Genomic DNA, 20700 nt, shown 5'->3' with positions numbered 1-20700 from the left:
CCGTCCGCTTCGCCCAGATATAAGCGACATGTGCGGGCGAATTACCTGTGGTTCTTCTTAAACCGATGGGTAATTGGCATCACATTCAGTTCATGGTTCTCGCACATCCGGGTGGAACTCTGCTTAGGCTTCGCGTCATGGCAGATGGTTCCGATACGACGCTGACGGCTGACAAGACCGCCGAGCAGGCCCCCAACGGCCTGGTCGCGGGCATCAAGTCGTTCGCCGCCGGGCACGGCGGCGCGAAGGCGGTCATCGAGTACGTCGGCAAGCGCGGCGCACGGATCGTCCTCGTGGGTTCCGACGGGGTATGGGCGGACCAGTTCGCCGACGGCACGGACGTCGCGCGGCAGGCCTGCGCCAAGGCCGGGGTCGACGTCGAGAACGCCTGGGAGCGTGAACTGATGGACCAGATGCGTCCGAGCAACGACCTGTGGCGGTCGATGGCCCGGCGCACGATGGCCCGTTGACATATACCGAATGACCAACCACCACCAGTCGACCCGGGGGAGACCCCGGGTCGCTTTCGTCACCTGCGCAGAGCTGCCCGGCCTCGACCCGGACGACCGGCTCGCGCTCGGCCCGCTCGCCGCCCGCGGCGTCACCGCCGAGATCGCGGTCTGGGACGACCCCTCGGTGGACTGGACCGGGTACGACCTGGTCGTGCTCCGCTCCCCGTGGGACTACGCCCTGCGCCGGGAGGAGTTCGTGGCCTGGGCGCGCACCGTGCCGGCCCTGGTCAACCCGGCCGACGTGGTCGCCTGGAACACCGACAAGCGCTACCTGTCCGAGCTGGCCGCCGCCGGGGTGCCCACCGTGCCGACGGAGTGGGTCGAGCCGGGGCGGGAGTGGACGCCACCGGCCGGCGGCGAGTACGTGATCAAGCCGGCGGTCAGCGCGGGCAGCCAGGACACCGGCCGCTACGACCTGACCGACCCGGAACACCGCGAGCTGGCGGTGGCCCACGTCCGGCGGCTCTCCGGCGCCGGGCGGGTCACCATGGTCCAGCCGTACCTGGACGCGGTGGACACCGCCGGGGAGACCGCGCTGCTGTTCCTGGCCGGCCCCGGCGGCCTGGCGTTCAGCCACGCGATCCGCAAGGGTCCGATGCTGAGCGGGCCGGACCTGGGCGAGGCCGCGCTCTACAAGGAGGAGCGGATCGACGCCCGCACCGCCACGGCGCAGCAGCGGGCCGTGGCCGAGAAGGTGCTCGCGGCGATGCCCGGCGGCCCGGACCGGCTGCTCTACGCCCGCGTCGACCTGATCCCCGGTCCGGACGGCGCGCCCGTGCTGGTCGAGCTGGAGCTGACCGAGCCGAGCCTGTTCGTCGGGTACGCCGACGGCGCCCCGGACCGGCTCGCCGAGGCGGTGCTCACCCACCTGGCCCGCCGCCGCTGACCCTCGGACGGCGCCGTCGGCGGCGGCGCTGATCGCCGCGGACGGCGCCCGGCCGTCCGCCGTCCGGCCCGGCCGAGGGCAGGGGAGCGGGTCAGGCCGGTGCGAGCCGGGCCAGGTGGGCGTCGATCTCCGCGCGCGCGTCGGCCGGGTCGAGGCCGGTGGTCAGCATCCGCACCGTGACGCCGTCCAGCAGCGTCGCCAGCGCGGCGGCCTCGGCTGCCGCGTCCACGTGTGCGGCGATGCCACCGGCGGCCCGGCCGAGCGTGAGCAGCCGCTCGACGTTCGCCCGCATCTGCGCCTCGCTCTCCGCCAGGATCGCCGCGACCTGCTCGTCCACGAGCGCCTCGGCGGTGAGGACCAGCCAGACGCGGGCCTCGAAGGCGCGTTCGGCGTCCAGCGGGACGAGCTGCCGGACCGCCCGGCGGATCACCTCCGGTGTGACCGGGTCGGCGGGGATCGTCCGGGCCCGGGCCACCACGCGCCCGGCCAGATGGTCCATGGCCGCCCGCACCATCATCTCCCGGCTCGGCAGGTAGTGCTGCGCGGTCGCCAGCGGCATCCCGGCCTCGGCGGCGACGGCCCGCACCGTCATGCCGGCCGACCCCCTGCGCGCCAGCACGACGCAGGCCGCCGCGCCGAGATGACGCCGCCGCTCCTCGTGGTCCACAACCTTGGGCACGACGTGATCATAGATGGTCGGTCATTTGACCGATATAGGTCGGCCGCCTAACGTTGCCGGGCATGACAGGACTGCTCGCCGACCCCGCGCGCGACACCCGCCGGTTCAGCTACCTCGACATGGCGCTAGTGCTCGCCGTCGGCGTCGGCCTGGCCAACTCGGCGGTGGCGGACTTCCTGGCCCGGGGACCGGAGCGGCTGGGGATGTCGGAGACGGCGGCGTCCACCATCGCCTGGGTCCTGATCAACGGCACCCAGCTCGTCGTCGGCCTCGCGGTGGTGCGCCACCGCTTCGGCGAGATCACCCGGCCGCTGCTGCTCGTCCGTCCCGCGCGCCGTCAGGTGGGCGTGGCGGTCGGCTGGGGCCTGGCCAAGGCCGCGCTCACCCTCGTCCTCGTGGTGGCGCTGCCCGCCGCGCTCGTCGAGGGCGGCGGCGGTGAGGGCGGCTACCCCGCCGGAAGCCTGCTCGCGCAGTTCGCCTTCGCGTTCGCCTTCGGCGCCGTCGTGTCCCCGCTCTACGAGGAGATCCTCTACCGGGGTGTGTTCTACCAGGGGCTCGCCGCGCGGCTGCCCGCGGTGGCCGCCGTGGTGCTGTCGGCGTCCATCTTCGCCCTCGTGCACCTGCCCCGGGTCTTCAACACCGTCAGCGCGCTCTTCGCCGGGCTGCTGTTCGCCTGGCTGCTGCACCGCCACCGCAGTCTCTGGGTGCCGATCCTCGCCCACGCGGTCAGCAACGGAACGCTCGTCGCGCTGGCGTTCGCCGCCGAGGCGACCGCCTGACCGCCCGCAGGCGGCGGCGCGCTCAGTCGCGGTCGCTGTGGTTACGCGCCCAGCGGCCGCCGATCGGCGGCGTGTCCAGCCGCAGCGCGGCCTCGGTGCCGGCCAGGTCGTTGTCCTCGAACGCGCAGGAGACGCAACTGCCCGCCTCGGTGACCCAGATGCCGTACGCCTGGGTGTCGGCGTCCCGGTGCCAGATCCGGTTGCCGCGCACAGTGGCCGAGTCGAACGGCGCGGCGATCGTGATGCCGCCGCACGCGGGCGGTGAGTCGGGCAGCTCGTACGCCGTGCCGGGCCCCGGCGTGGCCGCGTTCCAGCCGGTGGAGCCGTCCGGGCGTACCTCGGCCAGGGAGAGCCGGTCGGCGCTGTTGTCGGACACCACCGCGTCGCGGGAGCCGACCCGCACAACCTTGCCCCGGTGCCCGCCGGCCGGCCAGTCCGCGTTGCCGTCGGTGACCTCGCGCGGGCCGTAGCGCACCGCCTCGCCGGAGCCGGAGCAGGCCGGTGCGGAACGGCGGCCGTTGTCCCGGATCCGGTTCCCGACGATCGACGTGTCGAGCATCGGCCGGTCGATCCGGATGCCGTCCAGCGCGTTCTCCCGGATGTCGTTGTCCTGGATCACCACGTCGGCCGCCGCGCCCCGGTAGCCGTGGCCCAGGTCGTGCTCGTGGTAGCCGAAGCCGCCGTTGCGGCTGATCCGGTTGCCCTGCACCGTGTACGGGCCGGGGGTGTTGCCCATGCTGATCCCGTCGCCGACGTTGGCGTCGATCACGCAGCCGGTGACCAGGCCGCCGCGCCCGGCCACCCCGGCGGTGCCGTTGCCGGACACGTCGAAGCCGGCCTCCAGGTTGTTGGTCATGGTGCAGCCGGAGACGATCAGCCCGTCCGCGCCCCAGTCGGAGATGCCGAACCGGTTGGCCTGGCTGTGGCAGCCGATGATCCGGAAACCGCGCGGCGGGGTCCAGTAGTCCTTCTGCAACTCCAGGAAGATGCCGTTGGTGCCGTTGCCGATGGTGGTGCAGTTGGCGATGGTGAGGCGCTCCACGTCGCCCCAGCCGCCGATGCCGACGCCGATGCCCGCGCCGCCCATCTGGTCGCCGTTGTCCAGCCGGCCGCATCCCACCACGACCACGCCGTCGATCAGACTGTCCTGGAGGAAGTCACAGCCCAGGCCGGTCGCCCCGGTGTGGTGGATGTAGAGGTTGCGGAACACGCCGCGCACCACGTACTGCAGGCCCAGCCCCTTGGCCAGGTAGTCGTAGGACGTCTGCGCCACGCCGGAGCCGTCGATCTCGAAGTCGGCGAACGAGCAGTCGGCGATGTGCCGGTCCCGGTCCGCGCCGTGCTGCACGGTGGTCCAGAAGGCGAGCGGGACCGGTGCGCTGCGGTTGCCCTCATTGCTGAGCAGGAAGCGGGTCGCCGCCGGTCCGGCGCCGATCAGCGAGACGCCGCTGCGCCACACGGTGCCGGCGTCGCGGATCGAGTAGAGGCCGGGCGGGCAGTAGATCACCCGGGCCCGGCCGTCGGCGTCGTACCCGGCACCGAGGCGGTCCACCAGCGCCGCCAGGGCGGGCTGGTCGTTGGTGACCCCGTCGCCGGTGAGGCCGTACTCGCGGGCGTCGCACCACAGCGGCGCGCCGGCGACCGGGGTCAGCCGTTGCGGGGTGGTGGTGGCGAGGCTCTTGCGCGACACGGGGCGCTCCCCTCGGGCGGACGGTCGGTGGCCCGGACCGCTTTCCCGCTCCCGCCGCGCGGTAACGCCCCGCTCAGGCGGCGGCGCCCACCCGTTGCGCGGCGGACGCGGCCGGCGCCGCCGGGGTGGCCGGCAGCCGCTCCCGGGTCGCCCAGAGCACGCCCAGGGTGGCCAGTAGCACCAGGCACGAGCCGAGCATGTGCGCGCCGACCAGCAGGGCGGGCAGGTGGGTGAAGTACTGGACGAAGCCGATCACGCCCTGGCCCAGCTCGACCGCGATCAGCACCGCGGCGGCCCGCGCCGCCCGCGCCGCGCCGACCGCCCGGAACGCGAAGTACAGCGCCACCGACAGGCCGATCAGCAGGAAGACGCCGTCGGCGTGCACCTGGGAGATCGCCGCCGGGTCCAGGCCGTTGCGGGCCGCGCCGTGGTCGCCGGCGTGCGGTCCGCTGCCGGTCACCCACGTGCCGACCACCAGCACCGACGCGCTCACCGCGGTGGTGATCCGGGCGAGCGTACGCAGCGGTGCCGGCACGGTCGGCGCCACCGGTCCGTCCGGCTCCTTGATGCGCCGCCAGAGCGCGTACGCGACCGCGATCACCGCCATCGAGGCGAGGAAGTGCAGCCCGACCACCCACGGGTTGAGGTTGGTGAGCACGGTGATGCCACCGATGATCGCCTGGGCCGGGATGCCGAACAGCACGCCCACGGCCAGCGGCAGCGTCCCGCGGCGGCGCGGACGGTGTGCCAGCACGGCCAGCACCACGGCGAGCGCGATGATCCCGACCGCGAAGGTGAGCAGCCGGTTGCCGAACTCGATCACCCCGTACACGCCCATCTCGGGCGTGGTGGTGTAGGAGTCCTCGGTGCACCGGGGCCAGGTGGGGCAGCCGAGGCCGGAGGCGGTGAGCCGGACGGCCCCGCCGGTGACCACGATCGCGACGTTCGCGATGATCGAGGCGAGCGCGAGGCGGCGCAGCAGCGTGGCGGAGACCGGAAACCGGACGGATCGCTTCACGGAGCGAATCCTACGCACCGTAGTTGATCCCGATCGGGTGACTCCGGCACCCCGGTGGTCGGAATCACCGGACCCCGGGTTTGCAGGCCCTCCGCGAATTACGTAACGTTGCCGTTGTGAAAAACGCGGCGGCGCTCTCCCGAACGCCGGTGACCGGTCCGGTCGCCGGTGGTTCGCGCGCACGTCGCAGCGTACGGCGTGGCGAGCGGGAGGCCGCACCGGCCGACCTGTCGACCCGCGACCGGGTCACCCAGCTGCTGCTGGAGCGTGGTCCCACCACCGCCGCGCAGCTCGGCTCGGCGCTCGGCCTGAGTCCGGCCGCGATCCGCCGGCACCTCGACGCGATGCTCGCCGACGGTGACGTGGTCGCCCGCGACCAGACCGTACGCGGCAGCCGCGGGCGCGGCCGTCCGGCCAAGGTCTTCGCGCTCACCGAGGCGGGCCGCGGTCGCTGCGGCACCCACCACTACGACAACATGGCCACCGCCGCGCTGCGGTGGATCGCCCGCACCGGCGGCACCGAGGCGGTCGCGGCGTTCGCGGCCGAGCAGGTCTCCGCGCTGGAGACCCGCTGCCGGGCGGCCATGGAGGACGCCGGAGACGCCCCGCTCGCGCGGGCGGAGGCGCTCGCCGGCGCGCTGACCGCCGAGGGTTACGCTGCCAACGCGTCCACGATCGCCTCCGGCGGCCAGCTCTGCCAGCACCACTGCCCGGTGGCGCACGTGGCCGCCGAGTTCCCTCAGCTGTGCGAGGCCGAGACCGAAGTGATCTCCCGTCTGGTCGGCACTCACGTACAGCGCCTGGCCACCATCGCGCACGGCGACGGCGTGTGCACCACGCACATTCCCGCCCAGTCCGGTTCCACCGTCACCACTGTGAGGACAGATAGATGACCGAGCAGATCGTTCAGCCCCTGACCCAGGAGGAGCAGCTCGCCGCCCTCGGTCGTTACGAGTACGGCTGGGCCGACCCCGACGTCGCCGGGGCGGTCGCCCAGCGCGGTCTCAACGAGGCGGTGGTGCGGGACATCTCGGCCAAGAAGAACGAGCCGGCCTGGATGCTCGACCTGCGGCTCAAGGGCCTGCGGCTGTTCGGCCGCAAGCCGATGCCGAACTGGGGCGCCGACCTCACCGGGATCGACTTCGACAACATCAAGTACTTCGTCCGGTCCACCGAGAAGCAGGCCACCTCCTGGGAGGACCTGCCCGAGGACATCAAGAACACCTACGACAAGCTGGGCATCCCGGAGGCGGAGAAGCAGCGGCTGATCGCGGGTGTCGCGGCGCAGTACGAGTCCGAGGTCGTCTACCACAAGATCCGTGAGGACCTGGAGGAGCAGGGCGTCGTCTTCCTCGACACCGACACCGCCCTCAAGGAGCACGAGGACCTGTTCAAGGAGTACTTCGGCACGGTCATCCCGGTCGGCGACAACAAGTTCGCCGCGCTGAACACCTCCGTCTGGTCCGGTGGCTCGTTCATCTACGTGCCGAAGGGCGTGCACGTGGAGATCCCGCTGCAGGCCTACTTCCGGATCAACACGGAGAACATGGGCCAGTTCGAGCGGACGCTGATCATCGTCGACGAGGGCGCGTACGTGCACTACGTCGAGGGCTGCACCGCGCCCATCTACTCCTCCGACTCGCTGCACAGCGCCGTCGTGGAGATCATCGTCAAGAAGAACGCCCGGTGCCGGTACACGACCATCCAGAACTGGTCGAACAACGTCTACAACCTGGTCACCAAGCGCGCCGTGTGCCACGAGGGCGCGACCATGGAGTGGATCGACGGCAACATCGGCTCCAAGGTCACCATGAAGTACCCGGCGGTCTACATGACCGGCGAGCACGCCAAGGGCGAGGTGCTCTCGGTGGCCATGGCCGGCGAGGGCCAGCACCAGGACGCCGGCGCCAAGATGGTGCACGCCGCGCCGCACACCTCCTCGACCATCGTGTCGAAGTCGATCGCCCGGGGCGGCGGCCGCACCTCGTACCGCGGTCTGGTGCAGGTGCTGGAGGGCTCGACCAGCAGCAAGAGCACCGTCAAGTGCGACGCGCTCCTGGTCGACACGATCTCCCGCTCCGACACCTACCCGTACGTCGACATCCGCGAGGACGACGTGTCGATGGGGCACGAGGCGACCGTCTCGAAGGTCAGCGAGGACCAGCTCTTCTACCTGATGAGCCGGGGCCTGAGTGAGGACGAGGCGATGGCGATGATCGTGCGCGGCTTCATCGAGCCGATCGCCAAGGAGCTCCCGATGGAGTACGCGCTGGAGCTCAACCGCCTGATCGAGCTCCAGATGGAAGGGGCTGTGGGCTGACCGCCGCGCGGCCCGGACCCGTCACGCCGCGTCGGGACCAACGCGACCGACCCTCCGATCCATCGCAGAACAGACCAAGGAAGAGATGACTACCCAGGCTTCCGCGCCGCCTACGACCAAGTCGCAGGCGCTCCGCTCGTACGACGTCGCCGACTTCCCGGCCCTCACCGGCCTGGAGGAGGAGTGGCGCTTCACCCCGCTCAAGCGCCTGCGCGGCCTGACCGCGTCGGCGCAGGGCGCGACCGGCGCGGTCCGGCACGAGTACGGTGACCTGCCCGAGGGCGTCACCGTCGACCGGATCGGCCGGGACGACCCCCGGGTGGGCAGCGTGCTCACCCCGTTCGACCGGGTCAGCGCGCTCGCGTACGGCGGGGCCGACGGCGCGCTGCTGGTGCGGGTCGACCGCGACGCGGTGGTGGAGCAGCCGGTGCGCCTGCGGGTGGTCGGCGAGAACGCCGAGGCGCTCGCCTTCGGCCACACGTTCGTCGAGGTGGACCGGTTCGCCGAGGCCACGGTGGTGATCGAGCACGTCGGCTCGGCCACGCTGGCCGACAACGTCGAGGTGTCGGTGGGCGACGGGGCGAAGCTGACCCTGGTCACGGTCGCCGACTGGGCCGACGACGCGGTGCAGGCGCAGCACCTCAAGGTGCGGCTGGGCCGCGACGCCCGGATCCTGCACGTGCAGGTCAGCCTCGGCGGTGACCTGGTCCGGCAGTACACGTCGGTGGAGTACACCCAGCGCGGCGGCGAGGCCGACCTGTACGGCGTCTACTTCGCCGACTCCGGCCAGCACCTGGAGCACCGGCAGCTGGTCGACCACACCGTGCCGGACTGCCGCAGCAACGTCGGCTACCGGGGCGCGCTGCAGGGCGACGACGCGCACACGGTCTGGGTCGGCGACGTGCTGATCCGCGCCGAGGCGACGGGCACCGACACGTACGAGATCAACCGGAACCTGCTGCTCACCGACGGCGCGCGGGCCGACTCCGTACCCAATCTGGAGATCGAGACCGGCGAGATCGCCGGCGCCGGGCACGCCAGCGCGACCGGCCGGTTCGACGACGAGCAGCTGTTCTACCTGATGGCCCGGGGCATCCCGGAGGCCGAGGCGCGGCGCCTGGTGGTGCGCGGCTTCTTCGCCGAGCTGATCAACAAGATCCCGGTCGAGGACCTGCGCGAGCGCCTGGGCGACGCCATCGAGGCCCGGCTGGCGAAGGCCGGCGCCTGATGCTCAAGATCTGCTCCGCCGAGGACGTGCCGAAGGGCACCGCGATCAGCGCCGACGTGGACGGCGTGCAGGTCGCGATCGTGCACGGCGAGGACGACGTGTTCTACGCGGTGCACGACGAGTGCTCGCACGCCGCCGTGGCGCTGTCCGAGGGCGAGGTCGAGGGCTGCACGCTGGAATGCTGGCTGCACGGATCCCGTTTCGACCTGCGTACCGGTGAGCCCACCGGGCTGCCCGCGACCGAACCCGTACCCGTCTATTCCGTCGAAGTCCGCGACGGCGACATCTACCTTTCCGTGGACGGCGACGGCCGTCCGCTGCCGAGCAATGGAGTGACCCGCTGATGAGCACCCTGGAGATCCGCGACCTGAAGGTGTCGGTCAAGCTGCCCGAGGGTGAGCTCAAGCCGATCCTGCACGGGGTCGACCTGACCGTGCGCTCCGGTGAGACGCACGCCATCATGGGCCCGAACGGCTCCGGCAAGTCCACGCTGGCGTACTCGATCGCCGGTCACCCGAAGTACGAGATTACCGGCGGCGAGGTGACCCTCGACGGCGAGGACGTGCTGTCGATGTCCGTCGACGAGCGGGCCCGCGCCGGCCTCTTCCTGGCCATGCAGTACCCGGTCGAGGTTCCCGGCGTGTCGGTGGCCAACTTCCTGCGTACCGCCAAGACCGCCATCGACGGCGAGGCGCCGAAGCTGCGCACCTGGGCCGGCGAGCTGCGCGGCGCCATGGAGAAGCTCCAGATGGACCCGGCGTTCGCCCAGCGCAACGTCAACGAGGGCTTCTCCGGCGGTGAGAAGAAGCGGCACGAGATCGTGCAGCTGGAGCTGCTCAAGCCGAAGATGGCCATCCTCGACGAGACCGACTCCGGCCTGGACGTGGACGCGCTGCGCGTGGTCAGCGAGGGCGTGAACCGGGTGCGCGACACCGGCGACACCGGCCTGCTGCTGATCACCCACTACACCCGCATCCTGCGCTACATCAAGCCCGACTACGTGCACGTCTTCGTGGCCGGCCGGATCGTCGAGCAGGGCGGCCGGGAGCTGGCCGACAAGCTCGAGGAAGAGGGCTACGAGCGGTACGTCGCCGGGGCCGGCGCGGCGCGGGCCTGAGACTCGACATGACCTCGATGGCCATCCCGGCGGGCATGCCGCAGTACGACGACGTGCCGCGCTTCGACGTGGCGAAGGTGCGGGCCGACTTCCCGATCCTCGACCGGGAGGTCAACGGCCACCCGCTGGTCTACCTCGACAGCGCCAACACCTCGCACAAGCCGCGGCAGGTGCTCGACGTGCTCGCCGAGCACTACGCGCTGCACAACGCCAACGTGTCGCGCTCGGTGCACACGCTGGGCACCGAGGCGACCGAGGCGTACGAGGGCGCGCGGGCGAAGATCGCCGCGTTCATCAACGCGCCGAGCGTGGACGAGGTGGTGTTCACCAAGAACTCCACCGAGGCGATCAACCTCGTGGCGTACGCGTTCTCCAACGCGTCGCTGCGCGCGGACGGCGACCCGCGGTTCCGGCTGGGCCCCGGCGACGAGATCGTGATCTCCGAGATGGAGCACCACTCGAACATCGTCCCGTGGCAGCTGCTGGCGGAGCGCACCGGCGCGACGCTGCGCTGGTTCCCGGTCACCGACCAGGGCCGGCTCGACGAGTCCGGCCTGGACGACCTGGTCACCGAGCGGACGAAGATCGTCTCGCTGGTGCACATGTCGAACATCCTCGGCACCGTCAACGCCACCTCGCGGATCACCGCGCGGGTCCGCGAGGTCGGCGCGCTGCTGCTGCTCGACTGCTCGCAGTCGGTGCCGCACCTGCCGATGGACGTGGTCGACCACGACGCCGACTTCATCGTCTTCACCGGGCACAAGATGTGCGGCCCGACCGGCATCGGCGTGCTCTGGGGCCGGGGCGAGCTGCTCGCCGCGATGCCCCCGGTGATGGGCGGCGGCTCGATGATCGAGACGGTGACCATGGCCGGCTCGACGTTCGCCGCGCCGCCGGCCCGGTTCGAGGCGGGCACCCCGCCGATCGCCGAGGCGGTCGCGCTCGGCGCGGCGGTCGACTACCTCACCGCGATCGGGATGCCGGCCATCCAGTGGCACGAGAAGGAGCTGACGGCGTACGCGCTCGACGCCCTCGCCACAGTGCCCGGCCTGCGGATCTTCGGTCCGACCGTGCCGGTGGGCCGGGGCGGGACGATTTCGTTCGCGCTCGGTGACGTGCACCCGCACGACGTCGGCCAGGTGCTCGACTCGCTCGGCGTGCAGGTGCGGGTGGGCCACCACTGCGCCCGGCCGGTGTGCACCCGGTTCGGGGTGCCGGCCACGACGCGGGCGTCGTTCTACCTCTACACCACCACCGCGGAGATCGACGCCCTGGTGGCGGGTCTGGAGCAGGTGCGGAAGGTGTTCGCGTGAGCGACGACGCAGGAGTCCGCGAGTCGACAGGAGTTCAGCCTGATGCAACTTGATTCTCTTTATCAGGAGATCATCCTGGACCACTACAAGCACCCGCACGGCCGCGGCCTGCGGGACGCGGCGGACCCGGCCGCCCGGGTCGGCGAGGCGCACCACGTCAACCCGACCTGCGGCGACGAGATCACCGTACGGGTGGCGACCGACGGCAGCGTGTTCACCGACATCTCGTACGACGGGATGGGCTGCTCGATCAGCCAGGCGTCGGCGAGCATCCTGCACGAGCTGCTGCGCGGCAGGGCCGCGAGCGACGCCGCCGTGGTGCACGAGGCGTTCGTGGAGTTGATGTCCGGGCGGGGCCAGGTCACGCCGGACGAGGACGTGCTCGGAGACGGGGTGGCGTTCGCGGGTGTCGCGCGCTACCCGGCCCGGGTCAAGTGCGCGTTGTTGTCGTGGATGGCGTTCAAGGACGCCGCGGCACGCGCCGGGGTGGGCGTGAGCCCGGAGGTGAAGGCATGAGCGACGAGAACATGACCCCCGAGGCCGGCGCGGTGGCGACGGACGGCGCTGTTGCCGGTGGCGCGGCCGTCAACGGGACTGGTGCCGACGGTGCGGCCGCTGGTGCGGCGGCACCGGCCGGCGGCAAGGCCGCGATCGGTGACATCGAGGAGGCGATGAAGGACGTCGTCGACCCCGAGCTGGGCATCAACGTGGTCGACCTGGGCCTGGTGTACGGCGTCCACGTCGACGACGAGAACGTCGCCACCCTGGACATGACGCTGACCTCGGCGGCCTGCCCGCTGACCGACGTGATCGAGGACCAGGCCCGGCAGGCGCTGACCACCGGTCCCGGCGGTGGCCTGGTCAACGACATCCGGATCAACTGGGTCTGGCTGCCGCCGTGGGGCCCCGACAAGATCACCGACGAGGGGCGCGACCAGCTCCGCTCGCTCGGCTTCAACGTCTGACAGTTCTCCCGGTCACCGCCACGGGCGCGGCACCCCAACCAGGGGTGCCGCGCCCGCACCGTTTCCCGCCCCCGCCCCCGCCCCGCCCCGCCCCGCCCCGCCCAGCTGCTGAGACTTCGCGTCCACCAGTCAGGAGACCTCGTAGATCTTGGTACGAAACGGCCCTCATGGGGGCCCTTTCGTACCAAGATCTCCACGCGAACCGAGCCGGACCCTGACCGCTGCACGGTCCTGACACCCGCACACCCCTCCTCGTCGATCATGCACATCCTGCCCGGGCAGAGCGGGCATTCCGACCGCCTCCAGGGCCACAAGTGCAAGATCGACGAGGACAAGGAAGGGAGGGGAGGGGAGGGGAGGGGAGGGGGGTGGGAAATGGGTGGCGGGGTGGGGAAGGGCGGCAGCAGGATTTGGGGGTGATCGAGGCGTACCCGAAGCAGGTTTCTGTCCGTGCGGCCATGGCCGCACGCCGACAGCGCGCCCTGCCGCCGGCCGCCTCGCCCCACCACCCGTCGTCGTGACCGGGGCGTTCCTCGCCGGCCTGGTCGCCGGCTACGGCGTCGCCATCCCGGTCGGCGCGATCGCGATCCTCATCCTCGGGCTCAGCGCCCGTACCTCGTTCCGGGTCGGTTCGTCGGCGGCGCTCGGCGTGGCCACCGCCGACGGGCTCTACGCGGCGGTGGCGGCGCTCGGCGGGGCCGCGGTGGCGAGCATGCTCGCGCCGCTCGCGGGCCCGCTGCGCCTGCTCGCCGCGGCGGTGCTGCTGGCCCTCGCCGGCCTCACCGCCTGGCGCGCGCTGCGCCCGCCGGCCGCGACGCGACAGCCGAGTGCGCGGGGCGGCCTGGACACGCCGGTACGGGCGTTCGCCGCGGTTCTCGCACTGACCCTGCTCAACCCGGCCACAGTGGTCTACTTCGTGGCGCTCGTCCTCGGCCGGGGCGACGTGCTCGGCTCCGGCCCGGCGGGCGCGGCCGCCTTCACCGCCGGGGTGTTCCTCGCCTCGGCGAGCTGGCAGTTGCTGATCGCCGGCGGTGGCACGCTGATCGGCCGGGCCCTCACCGGTCCCCGTGGGCGGCGGTTCACCGCGCTGCTGTCCGCCGTCATCGTCGCGGCCCTCGCGGTCGCGACTCTGCTCGGCGTCTGACCGAAGGGGACGGCCGGCCCGTCGCGCGGATCCCGCGGCCCGGAACGACGTGGATCACCGTCCAGGTGGAACCACATCGTCTTCGCGGGTGATGTTCGCAGTCGCGAGTGGTCCTAGGGTCACGGAACAATCCGTGGACCCTTCACGTACGTCCGGTCATCATCACCGGTCATACGCCGGTCCACACCCGACCGCACAGGGAGAAGACTTGAGGATCACCCTGGGGCGTCCGCCGCGCGACCGGCAACCCACCGGCCTGCCACGGCGCGGACGGACCGCTGCCCTCCTCGTCGCCGCGCTGGCCGCGGCGACGCTTCCCGTTCTCGCGGCGCCCGCGCCCGTCTCCGCCGCACCCGCTGTCCACGGACCGTGGCAGAAGGTGGACGGCAAGCCGGCGGCCACCAAGGCGGGCCGCGAGGCCGCCGTCAAGGCCAAGCGGCTGGCCGCGTACGAGCTGGACCGCGGCACCATGAAGGGCCTGCTGGACAAGGCGCCGGCCGAGAAGCGCGTGGCGGTGGCCCGCGTGCCGAAGCAGGTGGTGTCGCTGCCCGCTCCGGACGGCACGTTCCAGCGTTTCGAGCTGGTCGACTCGCCGGTCATGGAGGCCGGCCTGGCCGCCCGGCACCCGGAGATCACCACGTACGCCGGCAAGGGCCTGGACGACCCGACGGCGACCATCCGCGCGGACCTCACCCCGCTCGGGTTCCACGCCTCGGTCCGTTCGGCCGCGGGCAACTGGTACATCGACCCGTACTACCAGCGCGACCAGAGCCTCTACGCGAGCTACTTCGCCCGCGACCTGGAGCACCCCGAGGGCGAGTTCGTCGAGCGTGAGGACGTCACGCAGGAGGCGCACGCGCTGGCCGAGGAGATCGCCGAGGCGGACGTCCCGGCCGGGCCGCTGGTGAAGCTGCGCACCTACCGGGTGGCGCTGGTGACCGATCCGTCGTACGCCGCCTACTTCGGCGCGGAGAACGTCACCGCCGCGAAGGTGACGCTGATGAACCGGGTCACCCAGATCTACGAGGACGAGACCGCGATCCGGCTCGTGCTGATCGATGACACCGACAAGACCAACCTGAACACGCCGGCCCTGGCCACCGAGCCGAACGGCCCGTGCGGCGCGGCCGCCTGCTTCACGCCGGCGCAGCTGACCTCCTGCGGCAGCGGCACGCTCAGCCGTAACCGGATCGTGCTCGGTCAGCTGGTCGGCGCGAGCAACTACGACGTGGGCCACGTCGGCCTGGGCGTCAACGGCGGCGGCGTGGCGAGCCTCGGCGTGATCGGCGGCAACGGCAAGGCACAGGGCTGCACCGGCCTGCCGACGCCGGTCGGCGACTTCTACGCGGTCGACTACGTCTCGCACGAGATGGGTCACCAGTTCGCCGGCAACCACACCTTCAACGGCACGCAGTACAACTGCTCGGGCGGCAACCGCAGCGCGGCCAACTCGTACGAGCCGGGCAGCGGTTCGTCGATCATGGCGTACGCGGGCATCTGCCAGCAGGACAACCTCCAGCCGCACAGCGACCCGTACTGGTCGCACCGCAGCTACACCGAGATCACCAACTACGTCACGTCGAACCGCCCGGCGATCAACGAGGTGCAGAACATCTCGCTGTACGGGTTCGACGCCGACGGTGACTCGTTCACCCTCAGCTACGCGGGCAGCGACTCGGCGCCGATCGTGCGGGGCGTCAACTACACCACCGCCGGCATCAAGGCGGCCGTCGAGGGCATCGCCGGCTGGCCGGCCGGCGCGACGGTCACCGTGGCCGCCTTCGGTGGCAGCGGCACGCTCAACGACAACGGCTTCCAGGTGACCTTCGGCGGCACGCTGGCGACCACCAACGTGGCGTCGCTGGAGCTGTCGAACGCCTCCGGCGCCTCCGGCTTCGTCGGCGAGACGGCCAAGGGCGGCGCCGTCGACAACGGCGGCTGGCTGGTCGAGGAGACCACCAACCACGCCCCGGTGGTCACCGTCCCGGACACCGTCACCATCCCGGTACGTACGCCGTTCGCGCTGACCGGCAGCGCCACCGACGCCGACGGCGACACGGTCACGTACCTGTGGGAGCAGAACGACAGGGGCGCCACGACCGGCACCGCGCTCACGAACAACACGAAGGTCAACGGCCCCCTGTTCCGGGTGTTCGGCGAGGCGGCGATCGTGTCGCCGACGGACACGCTGAAGTACCACTCGCCGGGTCTGAACGCGGTCACCACCGACTCGACCCGGGTCTTCCCGGACATGCGGCAGATCCTGGCCGGCAACACCAACGCCGCCACCGGCACCTGCCCGGCCCCGCCTGCGCCGCCGGCCACCGGTGGCGCGTCGAACGTGCCGGCCGAGCTGGTCGACTGCTACTCGGAGTTCCTGCCCACCCGCGACTGGGTCGGCATCGCCGGTGACCGGACCCTGCACTTCAAGCTCACCGCCCGGGACGGGCGGCTGGGTGGCGGCGGCATCGGCAGCGGCGACGTCGCCGTGGTGCTGGCGCCGGACGCGGGTCCGTTCCTGGTGGCCTCGCAGGACACCGCCGCCGTCCTGGACGGCGGCTCGGCCCAGACCGTGACGTGGGACGTGGCCGGCACCGACGTGGCGCCGGTGAACGCCGCCCAGGTGAAGATCTCGCTGTCCGCCGACGGCGGGCTGACCTTCCCGTACGTGCTGGCGGAGCAGACCGCGAACACCGGCACCGCGACGGTGACGCTGCCGAACGTGGCGACCGGGAAGGCCCGGATCAAGATCGAGGCGGTCGGCAACGTCTTCTTCGACGTCAACGACGCCGACTTCACCATCCGGTCCGCCCCGGCTGTCACCAGCACCGCACCGGACGGCGGCGTACACGTCCAGTACAGCGACGCGCTCTCGCCGGCCGTCACGGTCACCGCGACCGACGGCGACACCGCCGGCGCGGACCTGACCGCTGCGGCCGCCGGGTTGCCCACCGGCCTGTCCCTGGCCGTCACGAGCACCTCGGCGACGGACGCCCGGCCCGGGTCGCGCACCTGGACGGTCGCCGGCACCACCACGGCGGCCCCGGGGGACTACCCGGTCACCGTGACCGTGTCCGACGGCTCCGGGCTGACCGGCAGCACCTCGTTCACCGTCACCGTGGCCGCCGAGGACGCGGCGGTCAGCTGGGCCGGTGACACGCTCGTCAACACGGCGGCCGGCGGCGCGTCCGGCCAGGCGCTGCTGCGAGCCGTGGTCCGGGACGGCTCGGTGCTGCCCGGTGCGACGGACACCACAGCCGGTGACATCCGTACCGCCACGGTCACCTTCACCTCGGGTGGCGTGGCGCTCTGCACCGGTGTGCTCGACCTGCTCGGCACGGCCACCACCACCGCGTCCGCGGCGTGCACGGCCACCCTGCCGAAGGGCACGCACACGGTCACCGCGACAGTGGGCGGCAACTACACGGGCAGCACCACCGCCCAGGTGACAGTCGCCGTCCCCGACGGCGGGTTCCTCACCGGCGGCGGCGAGTTCACCGCCTCCCGTTCGGCGGGGACCTACCCGGCCGACGTGAACTCCACGGTCGAGGTGGAGCTGAACGCGAAGCCGGGCAAGGCGAACAAGCCCGCCACGGGCAAGGCCGAGGTCGAGTTCCGCTCCGGCGGGAAGTCGTACACGATCGAGGCCGGCGCCGTCGACGCGCTCGGCGTCACCTCGGCGGGCAAGGCCGCCCAGGTGCGCTACCAGGCCGCCCTGTACGACAACAGGGGCAAGGTGGTGGCCTCCGGTCTGACCCTGGCCGTGACGGTGACCGACCGGGGCGCACCCGGCAGGAACGACACCGTCGGGGTGACCCTGTGGCGGGGCGGCTCGCTGCTCTTCTCGTCCGACTGGACGGGCGGCGCGACCGCCGAGGTCAAGCTGAAGGGCGGCAACCTCACCGTCCACTGATCCACGCGGCAGACGCGGGAGGGCACCGGTAACGGTGTCCTCCCGCGCTGCGTTCCGGGGCCCGCCGATGGCGTACCGTCGGGCCATGAGCAGCCGACCCGCCGCCGGCGGCGGCCGGTGGGTCGAGGTCGACCCCGGCCGCGTCGCCCGCTGGGTCGAGGGCTTCACCGACCGGCACGGCCCGCCGACGACGACAGTCCAGGAGTACGGGCTGCTGCTCGCCGCCCCGGACGACGCCACCGCCGAGCTGCACACCCCGCCCGGTGCGAGCGCGTCGGCCGACGTACCCGGATTCGTCGCTTCCGCCACGGCGGCCCGCCGGATCGGTCTGCTGCTGGCCCGCAAGGGCGCGGTGGCGGTCGGCGTCGCCGACGGCACCGATCTGGTGGTCTCCAAGGTGGACACCCGCTACGTGCAGGGGCGCACCGCGGCGGGCGGCTGGTCCCAGCAGCGGTTCGCCCGGCGGCGCGACAACCAGGCGAAGGCCGCGTTGGGCGACGCGGCCGAGCTGGCCGTACGCCTGCTGTTGCCGGAGGCGGGCACGCTGGCGGCGCTGGTGTGCGGCGGCGACCGGCGCGCGGTCGACACGGTGCTGGCCGACCGGCGGCTGGCCCCGCTCGCGGCGCTGCGCGCGCCGCGCCTGCTCGACGTGCCGGAACCCCGGCACGCGGTGCTGGTGGCCGCCGTCGCCGCCGCCCGGGCGGTCCACATCCTGGTCCGCTGAACAGGAAAGATCACCTCAAGACGGCTCAATCCCGCTCCTCGATGATGCATCGAATCGACTCGATGCATAAGGTCGGTGTCACGAAGCGGCGGGTCTCCGGGCGACCCGCAGGGCCCGCTTCGCCTCCGCCATCACGCGCCGACATCGTTGGGAGAGCACACCTTCATGAGCGGATATCAGGACGGCCGGCTGCGGGCCCGGTGGCGCCGTGCGACGAGGCTCCTCGTCGCGGCGGCGGCGATGAGCGCCGGCAGCCTCGTACTCACCGCGACACTGACCGCCGGCACGGCGAACGCGGCGGCCGGCCCGGTCGAGCGCGCCGCGCTCGCCGCGCCCACCGTCACCAGCGTCACCGCGGGCGGCGCGCACACGTGCGCGATCAGCACCGACGGGGGACTGTGGTGCTGGGGCTCGAACTACGGCGGCCAGCTCGGCGACGGGACCACCACGAACCGCAGCGCCCCGGCGCGGGTCGGCACCGCCACCTGGACCGGCGTCGACGCCGGCTCCGGGCACACCTGCGCGGTCCGCACGGACGGGACGCTGTGGTGCTGGGGCTCGAACTTCCGGGGCCAGCTCGGCGACGGGACCACCACCAGCCGCAGCGCCCCGGTGCAGGTCGGCACCGCGACCACCTGGGCCCGGGTCGACGCCGGCCCCCAGCACACCTGCGCGATACGCACCGACGGCACGCTCTGGTGCTGGGGCTTCAACCGGACCACCCAGCTGGGCGTCGGCACCTCGCCGTACGTCGCGAACACCCCGTTGCAGGTCGGCACGGCCACCGACTGGGTGAGCGTCTCGACCGGCTACGGGCACACCTGCGGTATCCGGACCGGCGGCGCGCTCTGGTGCTGGGGGTCCAGCTCGGACGGCCAGCTCGGGCTCGGCAACCTGGCGCCCCAGACGGCGCCCGCGCAGGTCGGCACCGCGACCGGCTGGACCGGCGTCGCGGCCGGGTACGCGCACACCTGCGGGGTCCGCTCCGGCGCGCTGTGGTGCTGGGGTGAGAACGGGTACGGGCAGCTCGGCGTGAGCGGCACGTACCGGACCGCGCCGGTCCAGATCGGCACCGCCACCACGTGGAACCGGATCGCCGCCAGCAGCGACACGACGTGCGCGTCGCGTACCGACGGCAGCCTGTGGTGCTGGGGCAAGAACTCGGCCGGGCAGGTGGGCGACGGCAGCACCACGCACCGGTCCGCGCCCGTCCAGGCCGGCACGGCCACCACCTGGACCGGCGGCCTCTCGGTCACCGACCACGGCTGCGGGATCCGCACCGACGGCGGTCTCTGGTGCTGGGGTGACAACAGCGGTGGTCAGCTCGGCGACGGGACGACCGTCAACCGGTCCACCCCGGGCCAGGTGACAGTGCCGGCCTGACCGGCCGGACGAACGACATCGGCCCGCACCGCTGACCTCGTCAGCGGTGCGGGCCGATGCGCCGAGCGGCTCAGGCCCCCGAGCCGAAGGTGTCGCAGGACTTCGGGTCACCGGTGGTGAAGCCCTTGGTGAACCACTGCTTGCGCTGCTCCGAGGTGCCGTGGGTGAACTCGTCCGGGTTCACCGGCCGGCCGGAGCGCTCCTGGATCGCGTCGTCGCCGATCTTCTCGGCGGCGTCGATGGCCTGCGAGATGTCCTCCTCGGTGATGCTCTTGAAGATCTTCTGCCCGCGGTCGTCGGCGGTGCCGGTGGCGTTCTTCGCCCACGCGCCGGCGTAGCAGTCGGCCTGCAGCTCCAGCTTCACCGACAGCGCGTTCGCGCTCTGCGGGTCGCGCTGCTGCTGACGGCGCATCTGCGCCTCGGTGCCGAGCAGGTCCTGCACGTGGTGGCCGTACTCGTGGGCCAGCACGTACGGCTGGGCGAACTCGCCCTTGGCGCCGAGCTGGTCGGCCAGCAGCCGGTAGAACGTGAGGTCGATGTAGACCTGGTCGTCGGCCGGGCAGTAGAACGGGCCCACGCCGGAGTCGGCGGCGCCGCAGGCGGTGCGCACGTTCTGGCTGAAGAACACGGTCTTCGACGGCTTGTACTGCTCGCCGAACGCCTCCGGCATCGCGGTACGCCAGTACGCCTGGATCGAGTTGACGTAGAGGGTGTTGCGGCAGTCGAGCTGCTCCAGCGCGTCCTGTGCCGAGCACTTCTGCTCCAGCGACGTGTTGTCGCCCTGCTCGGAACCGCCGCCGTTGGTGGCGGCGTTGAGGCCGAACCCGCCGCCCACCAGGGCGACCAGTACGGCGATGATGATGCCCACGATCCCGCCGCGGCCGCCGCCGATCGGGATCGGAATGCCCATCCCGCCGCCTCCGCCGGACCCTCGCCGGTCGTCCACCTGGCTGGTGTCGACCCGCGCGTTCTCGTTCAGCTCCATGTTGACCCCGATCACCGATGTGTCCGTATGTGGTGGTTGCGGTA

Annotated in this window: 19 protein-coding genes; 15 read left to right on the top strand and 4 right to left on the bottom strand. The window is 72.2% G+C overall.

From position 1 onward, the window contains the following. Positions 1-137: 137 nt before the first annotated feature. Both V6U82_RS19535 and V6U82_RS19530 read left to right on the top strand, forming a co-directional pair. Complete coding sequence (locus V6U82_RS19535) at positions 138-470, top strand: hypothetical protein (protein ID WP_013287454.1); 333 nt, start codon at positions 138-140, stop codon at positions 468-470. Positions 471-480: 10 nt separating this feature from the next. Next, a complete protein-coding gene (locus V6U82_RS19530; protein ID WP_334463201.1) occupies positions 481-1398 on the top strand; it encodes an ATP-grasp domain-containing protein in 918 nt (305 codons plus the stop codon). Positions 1399-1489: 91 nt separating this feature from the next. Here V6U82_RS19530 and V6U82_RS19525 read toward each other — a convergent pair whose 3' ends face one another. After that, complete coding sequence (locus tag V6U82_RS19525) at positions 1490-2077, bottom strand: TetR/AcrR family transcriptional regulator (RefSeq protein ID WP_334463199.1); 588 nt, start codon at positions 2075-2077, stop codon at positions 1490-1492. A gap of 62 nt (positions 2078-2139) precedes the next feature. On the opposite strand from V6U82_RS19525, the gene V6U82_RS19520 reads away from it, so the two are divergent. Further along, positions 2140-2856: a CPBP family intramembrane glutamic endopeptidase gene (locus V6U82_RS19520; protein ID WP_334463197.1), complete on the top strand. Its 717-nt coding sequence runs from the start codon at positions 2140-2142 to the stop codon at positions 2854-2856. A gap of 22 nt (positions 2857-2878) precedes the next feature. Here the strand turns inward: V6U82_RS19520 and V6U82_RS19515 are convergent, their stop codons facing one another. Together V6U82_RS19515 and V6U82_RS19510 are read right to left on the bottom strand one after the other, a co-directional pair. Beyond that, positions 2879-4546: a right-handed parallel beta-helix repeat-containing protein gene (locus tag V6U82_RS19515; RefSeq protein ID WP_334463195.1), complete on the bottom strand. Its 1668-nt coding sequence runs from the start codon at positions 4544-4546 to the stop codon at positions 2879-2881. 73 nt (positions 4547-4619) lie between these two features. After that, positions 4620-5582, bottom strand: a complete 963-nt coding sequence (locus V6U82_RS19510) for a COX15/CtaA family protein (RefSeq protein ID WP_334463192.1) — start codon at positions 5580-5582, stop codon at positions 4620-4622. A 98-nt stretch (positions 5583-5680) separates the two neighbouring features. On the opposite strand from V6U82_RS19510, the gene V6U82_RS19505 reads away from it, so the two are divergent. The 12 genes from V6U82_RS19505 (at position 5681) to V6U82_RS19450 (ending at position 19671) form a co-directional block, all read left to right on the top strand. Continuing rightward, a complete protein-coding gene (locus V6U82_RS19505) occupies positions 5681-6457 on the top strand; it encodes a helix-turn-helix transcriptional regulator (RefSeq protein ID WP_334463190.1) in 777 nt (258 codons plus the stop codon). Next, the gene (sufB, locus tag V6U82_RS19500) at positions 6454-7884 is read left to right on the top strand and encodes a Fe-S cluster assembly protein SufB (protein WP_128137921.1); all 1431 of its coding nucleotides are present in this window, start codon (positions 6454-6456) and stop codon (positions 7882-7884) included. Before V6U82_RS19505 ends, sufB begins: the two co-directional genes overlap by 4 nt. An 85-nt stretch (positions 7885-7969) precedes the next feature. After that, positions 7970-9112 carry a Fe-S cluster assembly protein SufD gene (gene sufD / locus V6U82_RS19495; protein WP_334463188.1) on the top strand — a complete coding sequence of 381 codons (1143 nt, stop codon included), beginning with the start codon at positions 7970-7972 and terminating at the stop codon, positions 9110-9112. After that, the gene (locus tag V6U82_RS19490) at positions 9112-9456 is read left to right on the top strand and encodes a non-heme iron oxygenase ferredoxin subunit (protein ID WP_128137919.1); all 345 of its coding nucleotides are present in this window, start codon (positions 9112-9114) and stop codon (positions 9454-9456) included. Before sufD ends, V6U82_RS19490 begins: the two co-directional genes overlap by 1 nt. Next, entirely contained in the window at positions 9456-10229 is a 774-nt protein-coding gene (gene sufC / locus V6U82_RS19485; protein WP_120568931.1) for a Fe-S cluster assembly ATPase SufC, read from the top strand. The genes V6U82_RS19490 and sufC overlap by 1 nt, the downstream gene beginning before the upstream one ends. A gap of 8 nt (positions 10230-10237) precedes the next feature. Next, positions 10238-11542: a cysteine desulfurase gene (locus tag V6U82_RS19480; RefSeq protein WP_128137918.1), complete on the top strand. Its 1305-nt coding sequence runs from the start codon at positions 10238-10240 to the stop codon at positions 11540-11542. A 42-nt stretch (positions 11543-11584) separates the two neighbouring features. Continuing rightward, complete coding sequence (gene sufU, locus V6U82_RS19475; RefSeq protein ID WP_128137917.1) at positions 11585-12058, top strand: Fe-S cluster assembly sulfur transfer protein SufU; 474 nt, start codon at positions 11585-11587, stop codon at positions 12056-12058. Next, positions 12055-12507 carry a metal-sulfur cluster assembly factor gene (locus V6U82_RS19470; protein ID WP_128137916.1) on the top strand — a complete coding sequence of 151 codons (453 nt, stop codon included), beginning with the start codon at positions 12055-12057 and terminating at the stop codon, positions 12505-12507. Before sufU ends, V6U82_RS19470 begins: the two co-directional genes overlap by 4 nt. Positions 12508-13024: 517 nt before the next feature. Next, on the top strand, positions 13025-13651 hold the full coding sequence (locus V6U82_RS19465; protein WP_334463184.1) for a LysE family transporter: 627 nt from the start codon (positions 13025-13027) through the stop codon (positions 13649-13651). A 208-nt stretch (positions 13652-13859) separates the two neighbouring features. Beyond that, entirely contained in the window at positions 13860-17564 is a 3705-nt protein-coding gene (locus V6U82_RS19460; RefSeq protein ID WP_334463182.1) for a M12 family metallo-peptidase, read from the top strand. Positions 17565-17649: 85 nt separating this feature from the next. Further along, the gene (locus V6U82_RS19455) at positions 17650-18288 is read left to right on the top strand and encodes an acVLRF1 family peptidyl-tRNA hydrolase (protein WP_334463180.1); all 639 of its coding nucleotides are present in this window, start codon (positions 17650-17652) and stop codon (positions 18286-18288) included. A gap of 165 nt (positions 18289-18453) precedes the next feature. Continuing rightward, positions 18454-19671: an RCC1 domain-containing protein gene (locus tag V6U82_RS19450; RefSeq protein WP_334463178.1), complete on the top strand. Its 1218-nt coding sequence runs from the start codon at positions 18454-18456 to the stop codon at positions 19669-19671. 70 nt (positions 19672-19741) lie between these two features. Here the strand turns inward: V6U82_RS19450 and ypfJ are convergent, their stop codons facing one another. After that, complete coding sequence (gene ypfJ, locus V6U82_RS19445; RefSeq protein ID WP_334463227.1) at positions 19742-20656, bottom strand: KPN_02809 family neutral zinc metallopeptidase; 915 nt, start codon at positions 20654-20656, stop codon at positions 19742-19744. Positions 20657-20700 lie beyond the last annotated feature (44 nt).

This window comes from Micromonospora sp. CPCC 205554, from assembly GCF_036902745.1.
Classification (GTDB): Bacteria; Actinomycetota; Actinomycetes; order Mycobacteriales; family Micromonosporaceae; genus Micromonospora; species Micromonospora tulbaghiae.
This window is presented reverse-complemented; position numbering and strand designations above follow the sequence as displayed.